The organism is Candidatus Woesearchaeota archaeon (assembly GCA_016180285.1).
Lineage (GTDB): Archaea > Nanobdellota > Nanobdellia > Woesearchaeales > JACPBO01 > JACPBO01.
On sequence record JACPBO010000017.1, the window covers coordinates 17,143 to 37,890 of the forward strand.

The window sequence follows — 20,748 nt, forward strand, 5'->3', positions numbered from 1 at the left end:
TGGTTTAAATAAGTTTCGGAAAATTGAGGTTATGCCTCTCTTTTAGAAAGGGTAATAATTTAATTTGTCAGTTTGATACACAAACAGAGAATTATAATCTCTCATGTATTCTCCGCTAGTTTCTTTTATTTCTTTTAAGATTGCTCGCATTTCTTGAACATTAGTTACTTCAAAATCTAATTCCAAGTCCCATGAACCAATGACTTTTATAGTTCTTATCAGATTTTGGCATGTTGAAATCTGAGACAGAAATTCATTCTCGTCTTTTTCATAATTTTGATTAATTAAGATTTTATAGAAAGAGTTTCCAAACTTTTCATGATTTAGATTTATAGTAAATTTCTGCAAAATTCCTTCTTTTACCAGTTTCTTAATCCTATAGTGAGCTATATCTTTTGTTATTTTTAATTTTTCAGCTAATTCTACAATGGGTATTCTGGCATTTTGTGAGAGAATCTGCAGTAAAGAATGGTCTACTTTATTAAGTTCGATTATTTTTTCTTCTTTTTCCCTTTTTATTGGCGGAATTGATTCAGATTTTATTAAATATCTTCTGCCAAAATACCTTGCATTAACAACTGGAAGGATTGTCCTTTCTTTAATGTACTTGCCGAAATGTTGATTTATCTCCAATAAAATTTTCTCTACGTCCTCATTATTTTTATAGAGAAAAACAAGATATGCATCAAAATTGCCATCTATTCTGGCAACATTTCCTAGGAGTCTATGATCTAAAAGAAAAGCGTAAAATCTTTTTTCTTCATCTAATGAAATGTTTTGAAGTTTGTAAAAAGCATGACAGGTAGTATAACCTATTTTTCTATAATTAACCTGCACCATAAAGTTACTTATAATGCCCTTATTTTGCAATTTCTTTATTCTTTGATTAACAGAAACTTTAGAAAGTCTTATTTTCTTGCCTATCTCTGATGCAGATTTTCTCGAATTCCCATCTAATTCATGAAGTAGTTTATAGTCATATAAGTCTAATTTCTTTGTCATAATCTTATCATAATAGTAATATCTTTATAAATATTACTATTTTGATAACTTTTTAATTAATAATATTATTATGTTTGTTTTGATAACCACTTCTAAGGAGATATAAAAATGGCAAAACTTAAGAGAGCGGCATTTACATTATGGAGCAAATGCAATGGTAGCTGTGGCTATTGTTTTAATAGAGAAAGAAAACAAGACGAACTTCAGCTCAGGGATAGCCAAAGCATTAGCTTAAATGAATTTCAAGGAATTTTAAGGGAAGCAAAATTCTTAGGGTTAGAAGATATCGAATTAAGCGGTGGTGAGCCATTTCTTCACCCCAAAATAGTTTTAGACATGGTAAAATATGCTGGCAATAATGAAATACTTGCAGGAATTTTCACAAATGGCACTTTGCTTAATGGCGAGATATTAAATTCTCTTAGCGATGTAGGAGTTGCATGGCTAAGATTTAGTCTTGGAGGCTATGATTTTAAAACACACTCGCTTGAAAGAAAAGGCACTCCTAAAATGTTTGAGAATGTAATAAATGCAGTTAATTATTCTATCCAGAAAGGCATTAAAACACGGCTTTTTGTTCCAATAACACAAAGAACATTTCCTTTTATAGAAAGAACAAGTGATTTTATTGCCGAACAATTTCCAGGACTCGAACATGTAGCATTCGATTGTTATATCCCTAATGGAGTGCCTGAAAAAGACAAAAGATTTCTGATGTCTCCAGAACAACATTATGCCGCCATAGATTCCCTCCTTAAATCAAGAAGAAAGCACGAAGGAAAATTAAAAGTAATCCCTTATTACGGTTGTTTTGAATTTTTAAGTCCTGAATGGGCTGGTGAAGAAGTTCTAAAATCTCAATGTGGAAAAGAAAGACTTGCATTTTTGGCTAATGGAGATGTAACTCCGTGCTTGTGCACTCTTGATGTTCTTGGAAATTTTAGAGAAGAAGGGTTCAATTTAAAGAAAATAGTTGAAACAATGCCGCATCCAGAACATTATGATTTCTCATCCTATGCGCCTTGCTCATCTTGTAATAAATATCAAATCTGCCATGATTCTTGGTGCCCTTCTTTAACTGTTAATGGAAGAGGAAATTATCAAGCAACACCTTCAACATGTCCTGCTGTAAGAAAATTCGAATCTTCCGTTAAAGATGGAATAACCCCTGAAGAAGCAATTAAACAAGCACTTGAGAGGCATAATTTAAGATGAAAATTGCATTGATTAAACAACAGATACATTAACAGAAACAAGTTCATACACTTCTCAAAAAGATTGCAAAGGAGTTTTTAAAAGACAGCACCATGGTGAACAAATAGGCTGGACATGATGTTTATTTACTGTTTCATCTTTCTTATCCTTTTCAGAAGCCCTTCCTTGCCTTTCCAATACAATGCCTGCTCCAGAACCTGGGAAATGTTCTCAACCGGGATGATCTCTATTTTTTCAAGCTTTTTCTTATCAATGATTATGTCCTGCATGTTTGATTTCGGAACAATTACTTTTTTGATTCCTGCTTCAAATGCAGCTTCAACTTTTGAGGAAACTCCGCCAACAGGCAGCACTTCGCCTCTGACAGACAGGCTGCCGGTCATTGCAACATCCTGCTTGACTGGAATATTTTTCAATGCAGAGATTATTGAAGCTGCAACTGCTATGCTTGCTGAGTCGCCTTCAACGCCTTCATAGGTCTGCAGAAATTGTACATGTATATCATAATCCTTAACATCCTCTCCGAAGTATTTCTTGATTATTGCAGAAACGTTTTTAACAGCCTCTCTTGCTATCTCCCCTAATTTGCCTGTTGCAATTATCTCTTTTTCTTTTCCGCCAAAAGCAACTTCCGAGTCAATGGGCAGTATTATGCCTGAGTAAGCGTCTTCTGATCCGATAACAGCCAGGCCATTTACTCTTCCTATCTTCCTGCCTTCTGTCACAATAACTTCATATTCTTTTTTCCTTTCAATATACCTGTCAGCCATCTGCTGCTCCAGTGTCCTGGCAATTTTCTTTGCCTCAGCTATGTGCTTCTTTTCAACTAGTTTGGAATTCTGCTCTTTTGCAAGATCGCCTGCCGCTCTTATCAGTCCGCCTAATTCCCTCAATCTTAATGTAAGATGGTCTTTTCTATTAGCTTTATAGCGCGCTTCTTCAATTATTGCATCAACTGCTTCCCTGCTGAAGTGAGGGATTTTTTTGTCTTTTGCAACTTCCTGCGCAACAAAAACAGCTATTTTGTCCCGGTTTTCAGGAGTATCCTGGATAGTCTCTTTCATAAAAACTTCATATCCATAGCCTCTGATACGAGAACGCAATGCCGGGTGCATTCTTGCAACTGTTTCTGCATTTCCTGCAGCAACTAAAATAAAAGTGCAAGGCACAGCTTCTGTCCTGACCATTGCTCCTGCTGATCTTTCGCTCTGCCCTGTTATGGGGTATTTCCCTTCCTGCAGCGCTGTCAATAATTCCTGCTGCGTTGCCGGCTCTAATGTTGCGATTTCATCAACAAAAAGAACTCCCATGTTTGCCTTGTGGATCATCCCGGCTACAACTCTTTCATGCGCAGGAGTGCCAAGGCCCCCGGATTGAAACGGATCATGAAGTACATCGCCGAGCAAAGCTCCTGCATGCGCTCCAGTTGCATCCATAAATGGCGCATGTTTCTGGTTAAAATTATCTACAATGACTTTTGGGACAGATTCCTTGACATTAGCGCTCATTCTTTTGTTCAGATTAAGGAACAGCATAAATCCGATTATGAAGATTATTCCTGTCATCATAGATGCTGCAAATATAATGTCTGATATTTGCCCGCTTCTCCAGAAATAATAAGGCAATAAAGAAACTATTAAAACAACAATGAACAGAAGGATTGTTTGATTCTTGAATGAAGATGTAGTTTGAATCCTTGCCCTGAAGACAAGGTCGCGGCCTTTTCCTGCAGGCATTGTTCTTATTAAAGGCGTATTCTCATCATTCGGATTTGGAAATGAAACAGTATCTACAAGCTTTTCCTTTGGCAGCATTTCAGCCAGGCCAAGCCCTAACATTGATTTTCCGGTTCCAGGCTCGCCTATGAGCAGAACGTGGCGCCTCTGCAATGCTGCCTTTTTCATGATTTCTACAGCTGCGTCCTGGCCTATGACCTGCTCTATTATTCTTTTTGAGACTGAAATTTCAGATGTTGACTTGAAATTAAGAGGCATATTTTTCTGTAAGAGGGGAATATTTAAAAATGTTGCGAATTATGCTGGTTTATGGCCAATAAATTGCTGAAAATAAGCTTTATCGGAGCAATAGCCGGAATTATTTTGTTGTTCATTATATCTGAGAATATTGGCATAAATAAGATTTCCATTGACAGGATAGATGAAATCTATATCGGCAGAAGCATAAGGTTTTCAGGAGAAATAACAAAGATCAGCAGCAGCGAGAAATTCAGCTCTATAGAGGTTGACGGAAAGATATTGGTTGTCTTGTTTGACAAAGTGAATCTGAAGAAAGGCAATAAAATAGAAGTGATTGGTAAAGTTGATGAATATAAAAACAAGATAGAGGTTGTTGCGGATTCGATAAGGACGATAAATTAAAAGAGAAAAAATAAAAATCAGAATGCCGGTTTATACATTTCTTGAAGTTTACAGTATGTTATCGCTGCTTCCATAGATTTCATAACCGGTTGCATCTTTGCAACATCTTCACCAGCAATTTTTTGACCACGTTTGTGGCTTAAAGCATTAGCATAATGCGCAACGCTTCCTTCTAAGTCACCACTCAAGGCAGCCTGTGCAGCATCATGAACTTCTTGAATTTGTTCTAATGGTAAGCTATCAATTGCTACTTTAGCTGCTTTCGTTGCTCTTATTGCCTTTGCCATTTGGAATGGTTTAAATATGCCATATTCCTTACCTACTTCAGGATTTTCTATTGTATTGACAACATTTCTAAAATAACTTTTTGCTGCTGCAAGCGGTATATCTAATCCATAAGCAATTTCGTGATGATATGTTCCCTCTGTCATAGAGCTTGTTATTCCTGCATTATGGACTCTCTCGCATAGAGTTTCAACTGCTTGAAATGTTGCTTTTATAAGTTTAATTTTATCCATTTTACTTGCCTCCTTGGTCAAAAACATATTTCAGCATATATGTGTGAAGCGGATCACTGGATTCGCTAAAGTCCATTGTTCCTACATATATGTCTGTGTGGAATGTCTTTCCGTCGCTTAGGCCTCTTGTTACTATAGCTTTTCGTTCTTCAGTAAGGACTTTCTCTCCCTTAACTATCAGTGTTAAATCGGGCTTTCCTGTAGAAGGCAGCATATCTCTTACAATCTGCGTTATTTCACTAACATGGCCAGCCCTATCAAAGCCAAGTCTTCCTGGTATTATGTCTATAAAACTAGAATCTGGCTTGTCGCCAGTAATGGTTATGCTATGGGGTCTATTTTGATCTCCCAGAATAGTGTATGAAAGCGGCTTTCCATTAACTTCTGATTCTTCATCAATCAAAACGCTCCTTGTAATGTGCCCTGGCTCATCAAAATACGGGCTTTTTGCCCTTGCAACTAATACGCCAATGCTCATGCCGTGCGTTGACCAGACATGTATTGAGCCATCATTTCCTAATGCTTCTGGAAGCAGGTAGCATGGTTTTCTCGGGTTTTCAACAATATATGTGTCAACAGGAGCAATGCCTGTCGGCTTATAATGAACACTTCTTGCAGAAATTTTGTCTGGCAGCAAATCCTGTTCTTTCAATTCCTCGAGATCAGGGCTGTAACCGCCAATAAGTCTTATGACACTAAGCTCTCTGTCAAGCATTCTTTTTCTGTCATCAGTCCATACCATGCCTTGCGTAAGCTTGCTTTGTGTTAAGCTGTTTTTCATAATTTCAATTTCCTGTGCTCTGTTCATTTTCTTTGCCTCCTTATTAATTTATTACTTGTTCGTAATTACAAAATGTAAAATGCGCTACTATATATATGTTTTCCATATTAAACATATGTTACATAATTTTTAGAAAGATTTAAATACGGGCCAGGATTAACAGCATTTATGAGAAGGAAAGTAATAAAGCAAAGGGATTCTTATACAATCACCTTGCCTATAAAATGGGCAAAAGAAAAAGGCATATCTGAAGAAGTGGATATCGAAGAAACCCAGAATAATCTGCTTATCAGACCAATAAGCAATGGCTATGAAAAGAAGTCAATAACATTCACGCTTGATTCAAGCTTTTCGCCCTTTGTAACCCATGTAATAACCAATCTCTACAGGCTGGGGTTTGACAGCATTAATTTGAATATTAAAAACAAGGAGCAGGTTAACATTATCCAGGAAACGCTGGACAAATATACTATTGGCTTTGAAATTACGCGCCATGATGATAAAATCTGCGTGCTTGAAAGCATCAGCGAGCCTACTGAAGAAAAATCAGAAACAATTCTAAGGAGAATTTTTTTGCTTATTAAAGAAACATTAGATGCGCTTGCCAAACATATTACGGAGCATAAGCCCCTCGACATCAATATCTTGAAAGCAAATGCAATGAAAGTGGATAAATACTCCTATTTTTCAAGAAGGACCATCATAAAGCACAATTTTGCTGAAAAATCTGTATTCAACTATGTTATATTCTATCAGTTAATGCTCATAGAGCACAGTTTATTAAGGATAGCGCATGCATTGGCTGAAGACAAAAAAATATCAAAGGAATTTATCGAGATTATTGAGAAAGCGCAGCCTTATTTTGACAATTTCTATCAGGGGTATTTTGAAAAAAACCTAGAAAAACTGCATATTGCAAACAGGGCAGGCCAGGAATTACTATACGCCGGCATTTATGGCATCTTAAGAAAAAAGAAAGGGGATATTGCAGTGTACCATCTTGCTGAATTTATAAGATTAGTTTATTTATCAATAAGCCCGACAGTGGGGATTATTATTGATGCAATGACAAAGAAAGAGAAAGAACTAAAATAATCAGTATTTTTCAAGCGGATTTTACTCAGTCAATCATTCCCTTGGGTTTAAGTTCTCTGGGTGCAATACAAGGGAGCTTATAGCCCCCCATATTTTTTAAAACATACATTTGCAAAACATGATGTGTAGTAGATTGATTTATGTCATCCCATTTTAAAGCAACTCTCGGATCATCTTCACTCATAGCTACTACTTTAGGATTGGACTTATGAAACTGTCTTGCAGTGATATCAATGAATAATCTTAACTCAGGGTCATATGAAAAATCATGAGGAACCTTGACAAAATCTTCTGACAGATCTCCCCAAGCTGCACGCGCCTGGCGGTATTCTTTATCAAATGGCCCATAATACTCTCCTTTTACAATTAAAAATCCAAAGTCATCATATAATGCTAAACGTGCGAGTTTACAACACATAAAAGGAAAACCACTAAATTCTAATCTCATCCAGTTTACTTTTGCTTCTAGTTTCTTAATTAACTTATCTATCATTTAAAAGCTACCCCGATGCGCTGCAAAAATGAATATTTCGCATTTTCCAAACTTTCAGCAAGCAAATAGCCTAATTCATTGAATCTTTGATCCTGCTTTCTCAATTGCTTTACGATCTTGAATGATTCTTCCGCCATAACAGCGGCATTTTTCAACATCTGCTGATCCGGCTCTGCTCTCTTGCAGCTAGAGTCGTATTTGGCAATATAAGAACCGACATGAAGGATTGCTTCCCTCAGCTTCTCTTTCTGATATGTGCGCTTTAAATCACCCTGTTTTAAATATGAAAGTCGTGGATTTAGGCTGATTGCTTCATCAATAGTTTTTCTGTAAGCAGAAATTATTGTATCTTCGTTAAAAAGAATCTCGCTTCTTGGATCAAGTCCGGCAATAAGGTTGCATAAAGCAACATCTTTTAATGGGTTGCCGAACTGAAGTCTTTCAAAATCATTCAATGCGATTCTGCCTTTATACCAGGCAACATTGCAGCTGCCAAGATCGCCATGAATAATCGCATCTCCTCCGCTCGTCAATAATTCCAAAAATTTTTCTTTTAATGATTCAGAGCTGCCAATTCTTGCAGAATATCTCCTGTCGAATTCATTTGCCTCTTCCTCTTTAGTTGGCTTTTTCAGAGTAATGCCTTTTTGCATAAGCTCCTGTATTATTTTATCGCGGTTAGCTGCCATATCGATTTGGAATTGCGCTATTGCATGGCCAGCATCCTTGGCATAAATGCCATGCAGCAACATAATAGAATATTCAAAAAACCGGTCTAAAATACCTTGTTTTTGGCGGACTATTTCGGGCATAAAACGCGGACCGATGTATTCCGTTTCTATCCTGCCAAACGTATCGAGATTTTCAACAGGGATTGTTTGAACATCTGTATATCTGCGAATAACTTCTTCCAATACAGATACACTAGGATCGCCAGTTGGTTTATCCACAGTCTCAAATGTGTGTTGAGTAGCTTCTACTTCCTTGGAAAAGAGAGGGCTTTTTGTTTTAAATAGTCGGGATAACCACAAAGGCACTCTTTGCTTTACCTGGGTGCCTTTAGGAGAAAAATATGTTTTGCGATAAATAGAATGCCTAGCAAAACAAGGCAATTCTTCAATCCTCAATACATAAGCATCATAAGGGATCATTCAATCGCCTCTTTTACAGCATACTCAAAGGCATGCGACCTGTTCCTGAACCTGCCCTCTCTGATCTTTTCTCTTATTGCCAAGAGGGTGTCGGTATCCACGCTAATGTGGTTAAATATTAAAAGAAAAAGAGTTTATTTTGCCTAAATGAACTAGAAATCCTAGCAAATTGGATAATTTAGAAAATTTAATCCCTATTCCTATATTTAACAAAACACGCGTTCTTCACCCAGCATGCCTGGCACTGCTCTATTTTCTCATAGTTTTCGCCATAGCACTTGTCGCTCGCATATTTGACTAATTTTGTTTTCATTTAAATTCCACCCATTAACTTAAATATGATCATGGCTGTTAAGGCAACAACCAATATATGCTCTATAAGTGAATTTGTATTTATAAAACCTTCGATTTTAAGCTTCGAAAATGGGTATAAAAAGTTAATTCCTTCCTTCGTCAATGAATCGAGAAATAAGTGAGAAGTATATCCGAGGATTATTGCGTAAATTATTGATTTATTTATGAAGTTAAATAGCATAAATAAAAAAACAAATAATAAAAATATAAAAAACAAGCTGTGGAATAATTTTCGATGTCCAAATATGGATTTTATAATGTTTGACAACGGCCTTATTCTTCTGCCGAGCTTTGATCTTGGTGTGTCAATGTCAGGGAAAATGGAGAAAAACAAGATTATTGCCAAGAACATCAAATAGTTAAAGAGGTTTAAATTAAAAAGATCCTTTGCGAATAGAGAGAGCAAAAATGCGAATAAAATGTGGGTTATGAAGAGCATATTTTTATTCAATAAGTTGAAGTTTATAAAGATGGTGAAAAAAATTATAACACATCAAATCATTCTCCTTCGACAATTTTTCTCAGATTATATACAAATGCAGACATACCTATAAAGGCTAAAGATATAATGCCCCATTCAAACGATCTTATTTTAATGATGGTTTCGTTGTATTGTTGTTCAGTCATTGGCCTTCCATTTATTTTAAACCAGAAAACAGGTTTTGTAAGAGTTGAACCATTATTTAGATTTATGTTGAAGTACAATGATCCCCAATAATCTGTCTTCGGTACTAAAAATCCAATGTGATATTTACTGAATCCAATGTTAATGGGAGATATGTTTAAGTATTCATCTTTGCCAGTGTAAAGAATGTCTAAATCTGAAGGGTAACCTGTTATGCTGGCTAAACGATATGGTGCATTAAATTCTATGTTTAAATTACAATACACCGTATCATTAATGACAAGATAGCCGTAATTTTTATTTGAATAGCAATAGGCAGAAGAAATATTTGTATTTTTGAAAAATGAATCAAGCAACCCATTTTCATTTGAATATCTGAGAACATTTATCTCTTTTGAAAGAGAAAATGGTGGAAAGTTTTGATGAATGAAATAATTACCAAGAATAATACAGCCTGCTGCCAAAACCACCAATAATACAACATACCAAGAAGAATGTTTTTTTATTTTTTCATGAAATGCGCATCCTTCAAGGCATTTTAGTACAAAAGGTCTTATAACTAAAAGACCCACGAAAACCACTACGATGAAAGATAAAATGTATTTGATGTATGAACCATCATAATTCCCATAATCTGAAAAAAGTTTATCCAAAGATGTTTTTGCTACGAATACTAAAACTAAAATAACAACTATGAAAGAAAATATGAAGAATAGTTTACCCGGCATCTGGCTTCGTGAAGTCTGAGAATTTCGTATAATTTGATTTTCACCTGCGCTTAAAAAATATAAGTTATGATCATTTACCCTTCTCGTTGTAAGTATACCTCTTCTTTCCATTTTTTGTATATTGCTCTTTGCTACAGAATAAGGAATTTTGAGTGTATCAGAAATTCCTGAAATGCGTTTTCCCCGATTTACATCTTTATTCAATAAGTCAAAAATTTTTATAAAATAGTCTCTCATAAATCACCCAATAAATGATTTAATCCTTTGCTTCTTTAAATACATTTATGAAGTCCAACGAATATATCGCAGTGATCTTATAGGATGCCATTCTATAATTCTGTAACTTTAAATCCAACAGTACAGCAATCCAATTTTTTTGATGAAGCATGATAAAAACTACACTAAAAAACCCAAACCTTTAAATAGTAGCTGTGCATTTAAAGTGTATGTTGGGTGTATGCGAGGTGTAAAATGGAAAACAAGATGATCTCGGCAAGGATGCAAGTGAATGAGTATGCTAATAAGGTGCTGGGTGTGATAAAAGCGAAATTCGGTCTTAAAGACAAATCTGAAGCTCTAAATAAGTTTGTTGAAATCTATGGAGAGGATGTAATTGAAAGGGAAGCCAGCGATGAATATGCAAAGAAAGTCATGGATATTGCAGACAATCATTTTAAAAAATATGGAAACAGAAAGATGAGCTTGAAGGAGCTGGATAAATTCTGCGAGGCATAATTTCATGTTTGACTTTGAACTTTCTGATGAGCTTAAATTTAAAATAAAGAAGCTGGTCAAAAGGGATAAAAAGAAAGTCGACATAATAAACAAGAAAATAAGGGAGATTGTCAGCAGCGATGAAGATTCTGTAAACCATTATAAAAATCTAAGGCATGATATGAAGGAATTTAAGGCAGTTCACATTGACAGCCATTTTGTATTGACATTTAAAGTGGATATGCAAAATAAATTCATCTTGTTTGTTGACTTTGACCATCATGACAACATTTATTGAGAATCATCTATAAAAAACCAAAACTATAAAAGCCAAATTAAAAACAACCCTATATGCTTTTACTTGAAATAGCAATCGCTATTCTGATCGGCATCTGCTTCGGCATCATAACGGGCATTACTCCAGGCATTCACATCAACCTTGTTGCATTATTGCTGCTCAGCTTTGCTCCGTTCTTTCTCGGCTTCACTTCAGCTTTGGTTCTTGCTGCATTCATTATTTCAATGTCAATAACCCATACTTTTTTGGATGCATTGCCGTCAATCTATCTCGGCGCTCCAGACTCTGACATGGTAATGGGCGTTCTGCCAGGTCACAGGTTATTGCTGAAAGGGCAGGGATACGAAGCTGTAAAATTGACAATAATCGGATCAATGGGCGGCCTGATTTTGGCCATAGTTTTAGTTCCAATATTGATCCCGCTGACAAGCTTTTTCTATCCGTTCATAAGCGATTATATTGGGTGGTTTCTGCTGCTCGTTGTTATTTTCATGATTTACAGGGAGAAGAACAAGTTAATGGCTTTATTCATTTTTTTATTGAGCGGCATACTGGGAATAGTGGTTTTTTCAACGCCAAACTTAAAGGACCCTTTATTGCCAATGCTGTCCGGCTTGTTTGGGATAAGCATGCTTACAACAAGCATTTTTGAAAAAGTAAGGATTCCAAAGCAGAATATAGCGAGCAGGATAAAAGTGCCTAAGCTTGAAACAATAAAAGCATTGTTTTCAGGGACATTTTCAGGATTTTTGACAACAACATTCCCCGGGTTGGGGCCTGCGCAGGGCGCAGTTATATCAATGCAGCTCACCCCAAATTTAAGCGAGTACGCTTATCTTATACTTGTTGGCTCGATAAACACAGTAAATATGATTCTGAGCCTTGTAACAGTATATACATTGGATAAGGCAAGAAATGGGGCAATAATAGCTTTAAAAGAGATTATTGTCAGCTTAAGCCTTCAGAACATGATAATATTGTTTGCATGCGGCCTTGCTGCAGGAGTTATTTCTTGCTTCCTGGCAATGTGGTTTGCAAGATTTTTTTCAAGCATTGTAAGCAAAGTCAATTACGGAATGCTCTGCTTGGTCATCATTCTGTTTGTTTCAGTTCTTGTCTTTATCTTTACAGGGTGGCTTGGAATGCTTGTCATGATCACAGCAGCATTTATCGGACTGATGGCTCCGATGACTGATGTCGGAAGAGCCCATGCAATGGGCTGCCTGATGCTGCCGGTGATTTTGTATTTTCTTTTATAGAAGAATATGATCCAATGGCTCAAAATTTCTCATTCGGTTCAAAGCAAGCTTTGCAGTTTCTAGATCTATCTTGTCAAACAATTTATTGAATTTTTTCATATACTCTTCAAATTTTAATGGCGTTCCGTGAGCTATACTTCTTATGTGGAGCTGAACAACTTTTTGTTTAGTATTTTCTATGACTCTTGCTTCAATATCTGCTTGATTAAGGTTGTTTGAATCACCTTCACAATCCACTCTTTTTCTGAACGAGATAACAAGTCCTTTTTTTCTGTCATCAAGAGCATATTCATTAGGAAAAGACCAGCAAGTATATGGTTTTACATTAAGCTCATGAAGAGCGCACTTACCTTTATCAAGAAAAAAACAATCATGCCTTTTTTTAATAAATAAATGGCTATCGTCAGAATAATATGCGAAATCAAGCGGATGTTTTTTTATCGCTTGCGCTACCTTCAGGGCTTCATTAGGATATATATTAATTTCGCCATAATTAGCGCAACATTTGGCACAATTATTGCAGCTATACGTTGAAGTCATAAATCTTGCACATCCTTAAGCATCTGTCGTTTATATGAGTCATTTTAAGATTTTAATGTTTGTTTAACATCAATCCATTTCTTTATAAAGTTCGGAATGCACAAGATACTTGGCCATAACAGCATCCAATGGAAGTTTTGCTTCTTCTGGATTTTTCAAAAGCTCTTCCAACGCCCTCAAGTCAGACTTCCACATTAATTCATGAGAAGGCGCAATAATTTTTCCGCATTGGGAAGTTGGTTTGTCGATATTTTTATTTACAGTTTCTTCAAGCACAGATAGCGTTAAATTTTGATTTTTAATGGCTACATTTTGAAATATAAAAACATCTCCTTTATCTACTAAATACAAATTTCCTTCAATGGCAAAGTATGTTGATTTACCGTCAGGTGAGAAGTTCAGCCCAATGCAGTTTAATTGGTCGCCTAATAGTAGGTAATAGGAAGTAGAATTTTCTACTTCAAATCCTGGCAAGTTCTCGGGAAGTGTTATCAGTTCTTGCGGCTTGAACCACATTTTTATTTCCCTTTTTGCTTCTGTTATATTTTTTGATGCATGTATTACATTTTCGTAAATGCCGTCTTTTGCTATCCTGCCATATGCCCCTCTAATGGATGTGGGATCTGCTTCCAGCGGGTTTGTTTTACCGCATAATCCTCTCAATTTTTCAACAGCATCATCTCCATAATAAACAATTGCAAGAACCTTTCTTCTATAATGTTCCCACCCTGCTTCTCTATCTTTTTTCCCTTCATCGTGGAATAAACCCATTACAAACTTTATTGTTCCTTCATAGATCTCCTTATTGTCTTTAAGATGAGCGTAATGCACTGCTGCTAATTCTCTGCTAACTCTCACAATTTTAGCTCCAACAAAATCCAAGTTAGTTTCATTAGAAATTTTGGTTATTATATTGCCTGTTAAATTTCTTTTCAGCCCATCCGGTTTTATAAAAACAAAGGTTTGCTCAACTGCCATCCCAACATCGCTCTGTATATGGTAAGGGTATTCTTTATTTAAATCTTTCTATATTTTAGTATTTATCAATAGTAACATACCTAAAAAGAAAGCTTTTTAAATTAACCCTTATTTTGATGTCTTATGGAAGGAACAATTTCGAATTACAGGGGGAGCAGAAGAGTAAAGAAAGGCAACCACATGATCATTGTAGTTGAAGGTGTTGATAATAAAGAGAAAGCAGCTTCTTTAGCAGGCAAAAAGGTCGTTTACAAGACTGAAGGCAAAACCGGCAAGGAGATTGTAGGCAAAGTTGCTGCTAGCCACGGCAACAGCGGCGCAGTAAGGGCTATTTTCGAAACAGGCATGCCGGGCCAGGCAATTGGCAAAAAGGTTTTGATAGAGTAAGATCAGCGTTTTCTGAATTTTAATGCCTTTAATGCTCTGTAAAGCCGCCGATTATCAGCAGGATTCCTTCAATGGTTATTAATACCTGATACGGTGTAAGGCTTGCTCCGAGGAAAGGCAATGAAAACGGAATCACATGGAATTTGTTCAATATAGGAATTAACCCTATTGCAAGCAGTATTATGCCAACACCTATCAAAAACGGATGCAAAGCATTCATCTTAGGCTCTATAAGTCCGTCTACAACAACATAAGCTCCGCCTACTGCAACAACCCATATCAGTATCTCTGCAGGCAGGCCTGTGAGAAACGCAGGCAAAGTGAATTTCAAGAGCCCTATTGCGTTTAACAGCGGAATTATTCCGTATGCCGCCAGTATTAATCCAACAACAAAGCTGATCGAGTCCCTTGGCCTTGTGAAGATCATTCCTTTTTTGTTCATAAGATCACCTCTTAATATTGTTAATGTACTGTCCTTGATTCTGCATAGCTTGCTTCTGTTCTGAGCTGCTCAAGAAGCCTTTTTCTTTCTCCTTTCAATACATTTTCATCAATTTTTCTTAAAAAGTCTGCAACAACCATTGGTGGGAAGCCCTCTTGTCCCAATTTTTTAAAGAAGTTAGCTATTTTATTTATGTCTTCATCCTCATACATAATTAATGTAAGTTGGTCATAAAATAAAACATTCATCATGTTTAATTCATCTTTGGAGACTATTTTAATTTCATTTATAGTTTTTGTAAGTTCATCTGAACCATTTTTGAATGTTTTGAGGGCCTTTTCAATTAGCTGATTTTCTGCTGCGGATGGCGGTGTTACTGGTCTTACTAATCGTATTGCATTTTCTGCATTTAGTGTTGATGCTGCTATGAAGTGCAAACGTTCAAAAAGATTCGTTGTTCTTTTTACATCCCTTGCTTCATTCCTGCTTAAGCTAATATTTTCACTAGCTGCTCCGCCTTCAGAAATTTTTATCAATCCGGTAAAAATCTGCCCTTTAGTTATCATCCTATTAATCATCACTATCTCCTTGTCCAGCAAAGCAATAACCTGCCTTCTCAATTCTGCTAAATCGGCAATGTTTTTGTCTATTAAAGGCAATATTTGCTGCAAAATGCTATTTTTTTCATATTTTACTAAACTTAATTGTTTTCTTGTGTTTTTTAATCCGTTTAATGCCCTATTTATTGCCCATCCCAGACGCTCTTGTATGATAAACTGCCTATGCATGCATAGATATAACGTCCTCAGATCTTTGATTAATGTTTTGATCGTTGAATTCTCAAGATCGATAATCTTTTTCATGCTGTCTTCTTTTTCTGCTTTAAGGAATTTTTCATAGATCTTATGCCTTTTTATTGAAAGAGCACGGGCTGCCCTTATCGAACCTCGCTCAAACATAGGAATCCAATTATCAGGTATCCAAGCACCAAGCATTCCTATATGTTTTCCCATTTTTCTCACCTTGTCAGTTTTCTAGTTGATTATTCTTTATTTTTAATAAATTTTTCTAATTTTTGCCTTATTTCATTATCTTGGAATAGTTAGTATTTAAAGGTTTTTGTTGTTATCGGGGATGTTTATGCCAAGGATCTATTCTTTTATCTAAAAAATCAGATATTATTTCTGCAATCTTAAATACTTTCTCATAAGTATATTGTTCATATCCCCTAAATAAACTGGCATTTCCTGCGGATCGAGCTTTATAAATCTTCTTGATTGAGTCATAGTTGATTTTAAATTTTGGCTCTTTCAAAATACGATTATATTCTTCCTCGTTCATTTCTCCAATTATTTTAATTTTGTTATCTATGTTATCTATAAGTAACTTCAGTTCATCTAACATTTTTTCATTAGCCCACTTGACACTGGTCTTTGCTTCACCGCTTCTTATACTTTTTTCTGCCGCCTTTTTAGCTTCAGCGGTTTTCTTCTTTACTTCTTTGATTTCTTTTTCTATTCCTTTTTTGATAACGTCAACAATATACCATTTTGTATCGTGTCCAAATTCTTCTGTATAGTATTCCTTATTTCCTGGCCTCAAAGCCGCTGCTGTCAGCTGAATATGATAAATCCCTTGCGCATTTTTCGGTATTTCAAATTCTATTTGTACCATTGTCCCCTTTGCCATAGTTAATTCCATTAAACGCTTGCTATTATCTGCTCTAACATCTATAAAGTCCCCTCCAACCAGCCTTTTGATGTTTAGCCGCCATTGTCCAGCATTTATCTCTTTGAATTGTCGCGAAGCATCTAATCTTCCGTAATCTATATTACCTGCCTGATCTGTAATATAGCTGCCAACATATTTGTATAAGTTCACAAAAAGACGAATACGCGCTTTACCACCATCATTTTTTATTTTAAATATCAAATGATCGTATTTATCTCCAGCTGTTAATTTCTGTATTGTTTGGCTATCAAGTTCGACTTTAATATTCGGGAGTTCTGTTGGTCCCGGCGGCGTTCCTCTTGGCTTAAGCGGAACAACAACGTCCATTTGGTTTGGATTTGTATCGTTAATTGTAATAACGTGTGGTGGATTGCCGCCTGGCTGGTCAGTATGTTTTCCTATTTCTGAGTTGCCATTAATATTCACATAACCATTTGCTTTTCCATAAACAAAATAGTTGCCGTGTGGAACTTCAAATTCAAATTCGCCGTTTGTTAGTCGTCTAAGTTGCGTATTTGTTGGGTACTGTCCTTCTTCTGTTGCGATTGATACTTCTGAATCAGGGATGGGGCGGTCATTATTTGTTACATCAGCAATCTTGCCTTTTATTTTGCCTGTTTGTACTGGTTGCATTCTCAATGGTACCCTTACTCTAATTTTTATTTCCTTAAGTTCAATTTTTTCTTGAGGGTATCCTTTTTCATCCATGTGGTTTCCTATCACATCTCTAAACTTAGCATGAACTATGATGTTTTTAGTATTCAAGGGCACATTTTCTATCTTAAAATAACCATCATTTTCATTTTCATACTCGCTACCCCCCCATATACTTGTTGCCTCATTACCAACTTTTCCACCACTCGATTCTGCCCACACTATCGCACCATTTATTCCTTTTTGTGGAAATTCTTCAGCCAATTCTGAAACTATAACCCTGCCTTCAATATATCCCATTTGTGTTGGAGGAAGAGGAACATCAAGAACAACAAGCACATCTTTTCGTTCTGGATGGGTCTGGTCAAGATCAAAAGGTTCTGCAGGTCTGCCTCCCATGGTGTGTGTATTTGGCTTTCCTTCTTTTTCAGCGTAAACTACAACTTTAGTTTTTGGTAAAGTTAAATCTTTGAATATAAATTTTCCATTTGCATCAGAAGTTTGAGGATCTATCGGTAAAATGTAATAATGATCTGGACCTTGTGTTAAAAGCTTAACTATTGCTCTATCTACGCCTTTATTCATATCATTTTTATAAACAATCCTTCCTTCTACGAGTCCTTTTACTCCGCCAATTGGCGTCATCTTTATATTATGTATTAACCTGTCTTTGCTTTGAACTGTTATTGGTTGTGAATTATATTGTTCATAACCTTCTTTCGTTGCTTGAAGCTGGTAAGTACCAGCAGGGATTTGAATATAATAAGTGCCATTAGCATCTGAAGAAAACATGCCCCCTGTTCCAGAGCATTGTATCCTAGCAAAAGGTACCTTTTCATTAGTGTCATTAATATCTGTAACAACACCATATATTATTCCATAGCCATCTGACGGTTCAGGCGGCACTGGTGGCGGCGTTGGCTCCTTTTCTTTATCTTCCCCAAACTTAAACCCTCCTGTAAGCGCTGTCAGGATCAAGGCGATCACAAACAGCACAGCTCCTATAGTTGTGATTGTCCTGTTTTTTGAAATAGAGCCGTACATCACAAGTATGAATGAAATCACCCAAAGCAATGCAGTTAATTTCTTCAGGTTTGCGTCAAAATCGCCTTCGCCCAAAATGCCCTTGCCCTTTTTCCGCAATGCAAAAAACACAACTGCCAGGATCAGCAATGCAAGCAGAATCCATCCCCATGATCCAATTCTGTTTGTGAAAAATCCGGATGCATAGCCGGCTCCGCCTCTTCCCTGCATATAAGAAAACAGGGATAAGGTTGCAATTGCTGAAAGCGATAATGCGAATATCTGCCCTGCAGGACCGACACTTCCGCCGCTGGCTTTGAAAAACGGTATATTCTTTGACAGAGCGAAGAATATGGAAAATAAGAAAATAAATATCACTAAAAACATTATTGTGTAGAAAGCATACTGGTTTTCAACCAATCCGTAGAAGTTCTGGAAGAAATCATTAACAGTCAGGGCATTTGCAAATGGCATTAAAAGCAGAGACAGCCCTAGTAAAATTGTCAGCTTTGCATTTATTTTATTCAAGCTCATTTTAATTTTTTAAGCAATTCCCTGTTTTTTTCTATAAACTCCTTTAATGCCTTTTCAACAACTTTTGATCTTATCAGGCCCAGTTCCTCACAGAGCAGAGAGAAATCCTCATACGTTGCTTTATCTATCAGAAAATTATACCTTTCTTTATTCTTCTTTTCCTTAGGCATTGTGTGTATTATTACTTAATTCTACTTATATTTAAGTTTTATTACTTAATTTAAAGTATTTTAACTTAATATTATATATTAATACACACAAAACTTTATAAAGATTTCGGTTTCGTAAAGTAAATTTTTCGATGTACAGTAAACCATATAGTGTGAAAAATCCAGCCATGGCGGAGACGAGGCAGGGGTTGTCCCTGCGGGATGCCGAGTAGGGCAAAACCGAGCAAAGCGAGGTTTTGACCGTCTCCCGCCATGGTTGGCTGGATTTTTTAAGCAATATGAGTTGGAATTTCTTTTAAGCCAAATCAGCATGTTGAATGCATTATCGCAGCAACCTTCTTCTTATCCTTCAGAATCGCATTGTAAGCTTCGCATGCCTCTTTTGTCTTCAGTATGATCAGCTCAATATTTTTCTCTTTCGCAATGTTAATAACTTCATCTCTTACCTCAACTAACCCTGAAAATCCTATTCCTATAACAACAGCATCAGGCTTTGAGTCAAAGATTTCAAACATGTCCTGCTCTACAACTGCATGATGCTCTACATAATGCCACGGAATGATCTTATTGCCTATTATCTTGATATCTCCAAAGCTTTTGCTGTTGATCACAATTGATCCGAATGAACAGGATTGTATCATAAATTGGGAATAGCCATTAAATATAAAAAGTTATTGAAAATTGTCTGCTCAGCAGCGGGTTTAAGCCCAACAATTTTCAATCCCAAAAACCGCATGATAAATGCCCCTAGCTTAGCCTGAATATCAAATGCGGTTTTTGTTATTGGAAACTTTTATATATTACATACATCAAATTCAATTAAAAAGAGGTTGAAATGGAAATTAAATTAAGCAAAAAGCCTAAAAATCCAATAATAATAGAGGGTTTTCCAGGTTTTGGCTTAGTTGGAACAATTGCAACTGAATTTCTGATAGAGCACCTTAAATGCGAGCAGATTGGAAAATACTACTTTGATGACCTTCCGGCAACAATTGCAATCCATGACGGCAAGGTTGTTGACCCTATTGGAATATTTTACAATAAAAAATATAATATTGCGATCATCCATTCAATATCCGCTGTTGCAGGAATGGAATGGAAAGCCGCTGATTTAATCCTCAATGTTGCAAAGCAGCTGGCTGCAAAAGAAGTTATCTGCCTGGAAGGAGTTGGCGGCCTTAATGCCGGGTTAGGCGAGGAAAACAGGGTTTTCTTCAATTCGAACAATGCAAAAATCAAAAAGGATTTGGAAAGCACAGGAATAAAAGAGCTGAAAGAAGGCATAATAATAGGCGTTACATCTGCATTGCTTTTAAAATCAGATTTTCCTCTCACATGCATCTTTGCAGAAGCCCATACAAATCTTCCGGACAGCAGGGCGTCTGCGCAGATAATAAAGGTTCTGGATAAATATCTCAGTTTGGAAGTTGACTACAAGCCATTGCTTGAGCAAGCCCATAAATTCGAGGAAAAACTAAAAGGCCTGCTTGAAAAGAGCCAGAAGGCGATGACAGACCAGGAAAAGAAGCAGCTCAGCTATGTTGGCTGATGGAAAATTCATTTGATGCCAATCATAACCTTCACATCTTTGGGTAAAGAATTAAGTTTTCTTCTTGCTATTGCTTCATAATCCTGTCCTTTGACTTTTGTTTCTGAATAATCGCACAACCATAAAAAA

The 20,748-nt window shown here is 36.3% G+C and carries 23 protein-coding genes; 8 read left to right on the plus strand and 15 right to left on the minus strand.

Going from position 1 to position 20,748, the window contains the following annotated elements:
* Positions 1-42 precede the first annotated feature (42 nt).
* Entirely contained in the window at positions 43-1,002 is a 960-nt protein-coding gene (locus tag HYU07_03910; GenBank protein ID MBI2129358.1) for an Lrp/AsnC family transcriptional regulator, read from the minus strand.
* A gap of 108 nt (positions 1,003-1,110) precedes the next feature.
* Between HYU07_03910 and HYU07_03915 the strand changes: the two genes are divergently transcribed.
* Positions 1,111-2,217 carry a radical SAM protein gene (locus HYU07_03915; protein ID MBI2129359.1) on the plus strand — a complete coding sequence of 369 codons (1,107 nt, stop codon included), beginning with the start codon at positions 1,111-1,113 and terminating at the stop codon, positions 2,215-2,217.
* Between the two features lie 125 nt (positions 2,218-2,342).
* On the opposite strand, the gene lonB is transcribed toward HYU07_03915, so the two are convergent.
* Positions 2,343-4,211, minus strand: coding sequence for an ATP-dependent protease LonB (lonB, locus tag HYU07_03920; protein ID MBI2129360.1), 1,869 nt, complete (start codon positions 4,209-4,211; stop codon positions 2,343-2,345).
* A 51-nt stretch (positions 4,212-4,262) separates the two neighbouring features.
* Between lonB and HYU07_03925 the strand changes: the two genes are divergently transcribed.
* On the plus strand, positions 4,263-4,595 hold the full coding sequence (locus HYU07_03925; protein MBI2129361.1) for a hypothetical protein: 333 nt from the start codon (positions 4,263-4,265) through the stop codon (positions 4,593-4,595).
* 17 nt (positions 4,596-4,612) lie between these two features.
* Here the strand turns inward: HYU07_03925 and HYU07_03930 are convergent, their stop codons facing one another.
* Positions 4,613-5,113 carry a hypothetical protein gene (locus tag HYU07_03930; GenBank protein ID MBI2129362.1) on the minus strand — a complete coding sequence of 167 codons (501 nt, stop codon included), beginning with the start codon at positions 5,111-5,113 and terminating at the stop codon, positions 4,613-4,615.
* A 1-nt stretch (position 5,114) separates the two neighbouring features.
* Entirely contained in the window at positions 5,115-5,921 is an 807-nt protein-coding gene (locus tag HYU07_03935) for a hypothetical protein (GenBank protein ID MBI2129363.1), read from the minus strand.
* 141 nt (positions 5,922-6,062) lie between these two features.
* On the opposite strand from HYU07_03935, the gene HYU07_03940 reads away from it, so the two are divergent.
* Positions 6,063-6,989 carry a hypothetical protein gene (locus tag HYU07_03940; GenBank protein MBI2129364.1) on the plus strand — a complete coding sequence of 309 codons (927 nt, stop codon included), beginning with the start codon at positions 6,063-6,065 and terminating at the stop codon, positions 6,987-6,989.
* Between the two features lie 25 nt (positions 6,990-7,014).
* Here the strand turns inward: HYU07_03940 and HYU07_03945 are convergent, their stop codons facing one another.
* The 4 genes from HYU07_03945 to HYU07_03960 form a co-directional block, all read right to left on the minus strand.
* On the minus strand, positions 7,015-7,482 hold the full coding sequence (locus HYU07_03945; protein ID MBI2129365.1) for a hypothetical protein: 468 nt from the start codon (positions 7,480-7,482) through the stop codon (positions 7,015-7,017).
* Positions 7,479-8,633 carry a hypothetical protein gene (locus HYU07_03950; GenBank protein MBI2129366.1) on the minus strand — a complete coding sequence of 385 codons (1,155 nt, stop codon included), beginning with the start codon at positions 8,631-8,633 and terminating at the stop codon, positions 7,479-7,481. Before HYU07_03950 ends, HYU07_03945 begins: the two co-directional genes overlap by 4 nt.
* A gap of 313 nt (positions 8,634-8,946) precedes the next feature.
* Positions 8,947-9,426 (minus strand): metal-dependent hydrolase, encoded by a 480-nt coding sequence (locus tag HYU07_03955; protein ID MBI2129367.1) that lies wholly within the window; start codon positions 9,424-9,426, stop codon positions 8,947-8,949.
* A gap of 59 nt (positions 9,427-9,485) precedes the next feature.
* The gene (locus HYU07_03960) at positions 9,486-10,577 is read right to left on the minus strand and encodes a winged helix-turn-helix transcriptional regulator (GenBank protein ID MBI2129368.1); all 1,092 of its coding nucleotides are present in this window, start codon (positions 10,575-10,577) and stop codon (positions 9,486-9,488) included.
* A 234-nt stretch (positions 10,578-10,811) separates the two neighbouring features.
* Between HYU07_03960 and HYU07_03965 the strand changes: the two genes are divergently transcribed.
* The 3 genes from HYU07_03965 to HYU07_03975 are packed head-to-tail and all read left to right on the plus strand — an operon-like array spanning position 10,812 to position 12,611.
* Positions 10,812-11,075 (plus strand): DUF2683 family protein, encoded by a 264-nt coding sequence (locus HYU07_03965; GenBank protein MBI2129369.1) that lies wholly within the window; start codon positions 10,812-10,814, stop codon positions 11,073-11,075.
* 4 nt (positions 11,076-11,079) lie between these two features.
* The gene (locus HYU07_03970; GenBank protein MBI2129370.1) at positions 11,080-11,352 is read left to right on the plus strand and encodes an addiction module toxin RelE; all 273 of its coding nucleotides are present in this window, start codon (positions 11,080-11,082) and stop codon (positions 11,350-11,352) included.
* A 53-nt stretch (positions 11,353-11,405) separates the two neighbouring features.
* Positions 11,406-12,611 carry a tripartite tricarboxylate transporter permease gene (locus tag HYU07_03975; protein MBI2129371.1) on the plus strand — a complete coding sequence of 402 codons (1,206 nt, stop codon included), beginning with the start codon at positions 11,406-11,408 and terminating at the stop codon, positions 12,609-12,611.
* Here HYU07_03975 and HYU07_03980 read toward each other — a convergent pair.
* A complete protein-coding gene (locus HYU07_03980; protein MBI2129372.1) occupies positions 12,606-13,151 on the minus strand; it encodes a YkgJ family cysteine cluster protein in 546 nt (181 codons plus the stop codon). The two genes, HYU07_03975 and HYU07_03980, sit on opposite strands and share 6 nt — an antisense overlap.
* A gap of 69 nt (positions 13,152-13,220) precedes the next feature.
* Entirely contained in the window at positions 13,221-14,129 is a 909-nt protein-coding gene (locus tag HYU07_03985; GenBank protein MBI2129373.1) for a nucleoside-diphosphate kinase, read from the minus strand.
* Between the two features lie 123 nt (positions 14,130-14,252).
* Between HYU07_03985 and HYU07_03990 the strand changes: the two genes are divergently transcribed.
* Positions 14,253-14,516 (plus strand): 50S ribosomal protein L35ae, encoded by a 264-nt coding sequence (locus HYU07_03990; protein ID MBI2129374.1) that lies wholly within the window; start codon positions 14,253-14,255, stop codon positions 14,514-14,516.
* A 28-nt stretch (positions 14,517-14,544) separates the two neighbouring features.
* Here the strand turns inward: HYU07_03990 and HYU07_03995 are convergent, their stop codons facing one another.
* The 5 genes from HYU07_03995 to HYU07_04015 all read right to left on the minus strand — a co-directional run bounded on the left by HYU07_03995 (position 14,545) and on the right by HYU07_04015 (position 19,711).
* Complete coding sequence (locus HYU07_03995) at positions 14,545-14,958, minus strand: hypothetical protein (GenBank protein MBI2129375.1); 414 nt, start codon at positions 14,956-14,958, stop codon at positions 14,545-14,547.
* 20 nt (positions 14,959-14,978) lie between these two features.
* Positions 14,979-15,971, minus strand: a complete 993-nt coding sequence (locus HYU07_04000; protein ID MBI2129376.1) for a hypothetical protein — start codon at positions 15,969-15,971, stop codon at positions 14,979-14,981.
* A 112-nt stretch (positions 15,972-16,083) separates the two neighbouring features.
* Positions 16,084-18,900, minus strand: a complete 2,817-nt coding sequence (locus tag HYU07_04005) for a carboxypeptidase regulatory-like domain-containing protein (protein ID MBI2129377.1) — start codon at positions 18,898-18,900, stop codon at positions 16,084-16,086.
* Positions 18,897-19,070, minus strand: a complete 174-nt coding sequence (locus HYU07_04010; protein ID MBI2129378.1) for a ribbon-helix-helix domain-containing protein — start codon at positions 19,068-19,070, stop codon at positions 18,897-18,899. The genes HYU07_04005 and HYU07_04010 overlap by 4 nt, the downstream gene beginning before the upstream one ends.
* A gap of 305 nt (positions 19,071-19,375) precedes the next feature.
* Entirely contained in the window at positions 19,376-19,711 is a 336-nt protein-coding gene (locus HYU07_04015; GenBank protein ID MBI2129379.1) for a hypothetical protein, read from the minus strand.
* Positions 19,712-19,905: 194 nt separating this feature from the next.
* On the opposite strand from HYU07_04015, the gene HYU07_04020 reads away from it, so the two are divergent.
* On the plus strand, positions 19,906-20,619 hold the full coding sequence (locus HYU07_04020) for a proteasome assembly chaperone family protein (GenBank protein ID MBI2129380.1): 714 nt from the start codon (positions 19,906-19,908) through the stop codon (positions 20,617-20,619).
* Positions 20,620-20,748: the final 129 nt, after the last annotated feature.

Bases quoted from the DNA above. Each gene is read 5' to 3' on its own strand.
- HYU07_03910 (MBI2129358.1), bottom strand. From the start codon at position 1,002: ATGACAAAGAAATTAGACTTATATGACTATAAACTACTTCATGAATTA.
- HYU07_03915 (MBI2129359.1), top strand. From the start codon at position 1,111: ATGGCAAAACTTAAGAGAGCGGCATTTACATTATGGAGCAAATGCAAT.
- lonB (MBI2129360.1), bottom strand. From the start codon at position 4,211: ATGCCTCTTAATTTCAAGTCAACATCTGAAATTTCAGTCTCAAAAAGA.
- HYU07_03925 (MBI2129361.1), top strand. From the start codon at position 4,263: ATGGCCAATAAATTGCTGAAAATAAGCTTTATCGGAGCAATAGCCGGA.
- HYU07_03930 (MBI2129362.1), bottom strand. From the start codon at position 5,113: ATGGATAAAATTAAACTTATAAAAGCAACATTTCAAGCAGTTGAAACT.
- HYU07_03935 (MBI2129363.1), bottom strand. From the start codon at position 5,921: ATGAACAGAGCACAGGAAATTGAAATTATGAAAAACAGCTTAACACAA.
- HYU07_03940 (MBI2129364.1), top strand. From the start codon at position 6,063: ATGAGAAGGAAAGTAATAAAGCAAAGGGATTCTTATACAATCACCTTG.
- HYU07_03945 (MBI2129365.1), bottom strand. From the start codon at position 7,482: ATGATAGATAAGTTAATTAAGAAACTAGAAGCAAAAGTAAACTGGATG.
- HYU07_03950 (MBI2129366.1), bottom strand. From the start codon at position 8,633: ATGATCCCTTATGATGCTTATGTATTGAGGATTGAAGAATTGCCTTGT.
- HYU07_03955 (MBI2129367.1), bottom strand. From the start codon at position 9,426: ATGCTCTTCATAACCCACATTTTATTCGCATTTTTGCTCTCTCTATTC.
- HYU07_03960 (MBI2129368.1), bottom strand. From the start codon at position 10,577: ATGAGAGACTATTTTATAAAAATTTTTGACTTATTGAATAAAGATGTA.
- HYU07_03965 (MBI2129369.1), top strand. From the start codon at position 10,812: ATGGAAAACAAGATGATCTCGGCAAGGATGCAAGTGAATGAGTATGCT.
- HYU07_03970 (MBI2129370.1), top strand. From the start codon at position 11,080: ATGTTTGACTTTGAACTTTCTGATGAGCTTAAATTTAAAATAAAGAAG.
- HYU07_03975 (MBI2129371.1), top strand. From the start codon at position 11,406: ATGCTTTTACTTGAAATAGCAATCGCTATTCTGATCGGCATCTGCTTC.
- HYU07_03980 (MBI2129372.1), bottom strand. From the start codon at position 13,151: ATGACTTCAACGTATAGCTGCAATAATTGTGCCAAATGTTGCGCTAAT.
- HYU07_03985 (MBI2129373.1), bottom strand. From the start codon at position 14,129: ATGGCAGTTGAGCAAACCTTTGTTTTTATAAAACCGGATGGGCTGAAA.
- HYU07_03990 (MBI2129374.1), top strand. From the start codon at position 14,253: ATGGAAGGAACAATTTCGAATTACAGGGGGAGCAGAAGAGTAAAGAAA.
- HYU07_03995 (MBI2129375.1), bottom strand. From the start codon at position 14,958: ATGAACAAAAAAGGAATGATCTTCACAAGGCCAAGGGACTCGATCAGC.
- HYU07_04000 (MBI2129376.1), bottom strand. From the start codon at position 15,971: ATGGGAAAACATATAGGAATGCTTGGTGCTTGGATACCTGATAATTGG.
- HYU07_04005 (MBI2129377.1), bottom strand. From the start codon at position 18,900: ATGAGCTTGAATAAAATAAATGCAAAGCTGACAATTTTACTAGGGCTG.
- HYU07_04010 (MBI2129378.1), bottom strand. From the start codon at position 19,070: ATGCCTAAGGAAAAGAAGAATAAAGAAAGGTATAATTTTCTGATAGAT.
- HYU07_04015 (MBI2129379.1), bottom strand. From the start codon at position 19,711: ATGATACAATCCTGTTCATTCGGATCAATTGTGATCAACAGCAAAAGC.
- HYU07_04020 (MBI2129380.1), top strand. From the start codon at position 19,906: ATGGAAATTAAATTAAGCAAAAAGCCTAAAAATCCAATAATAATAGAG.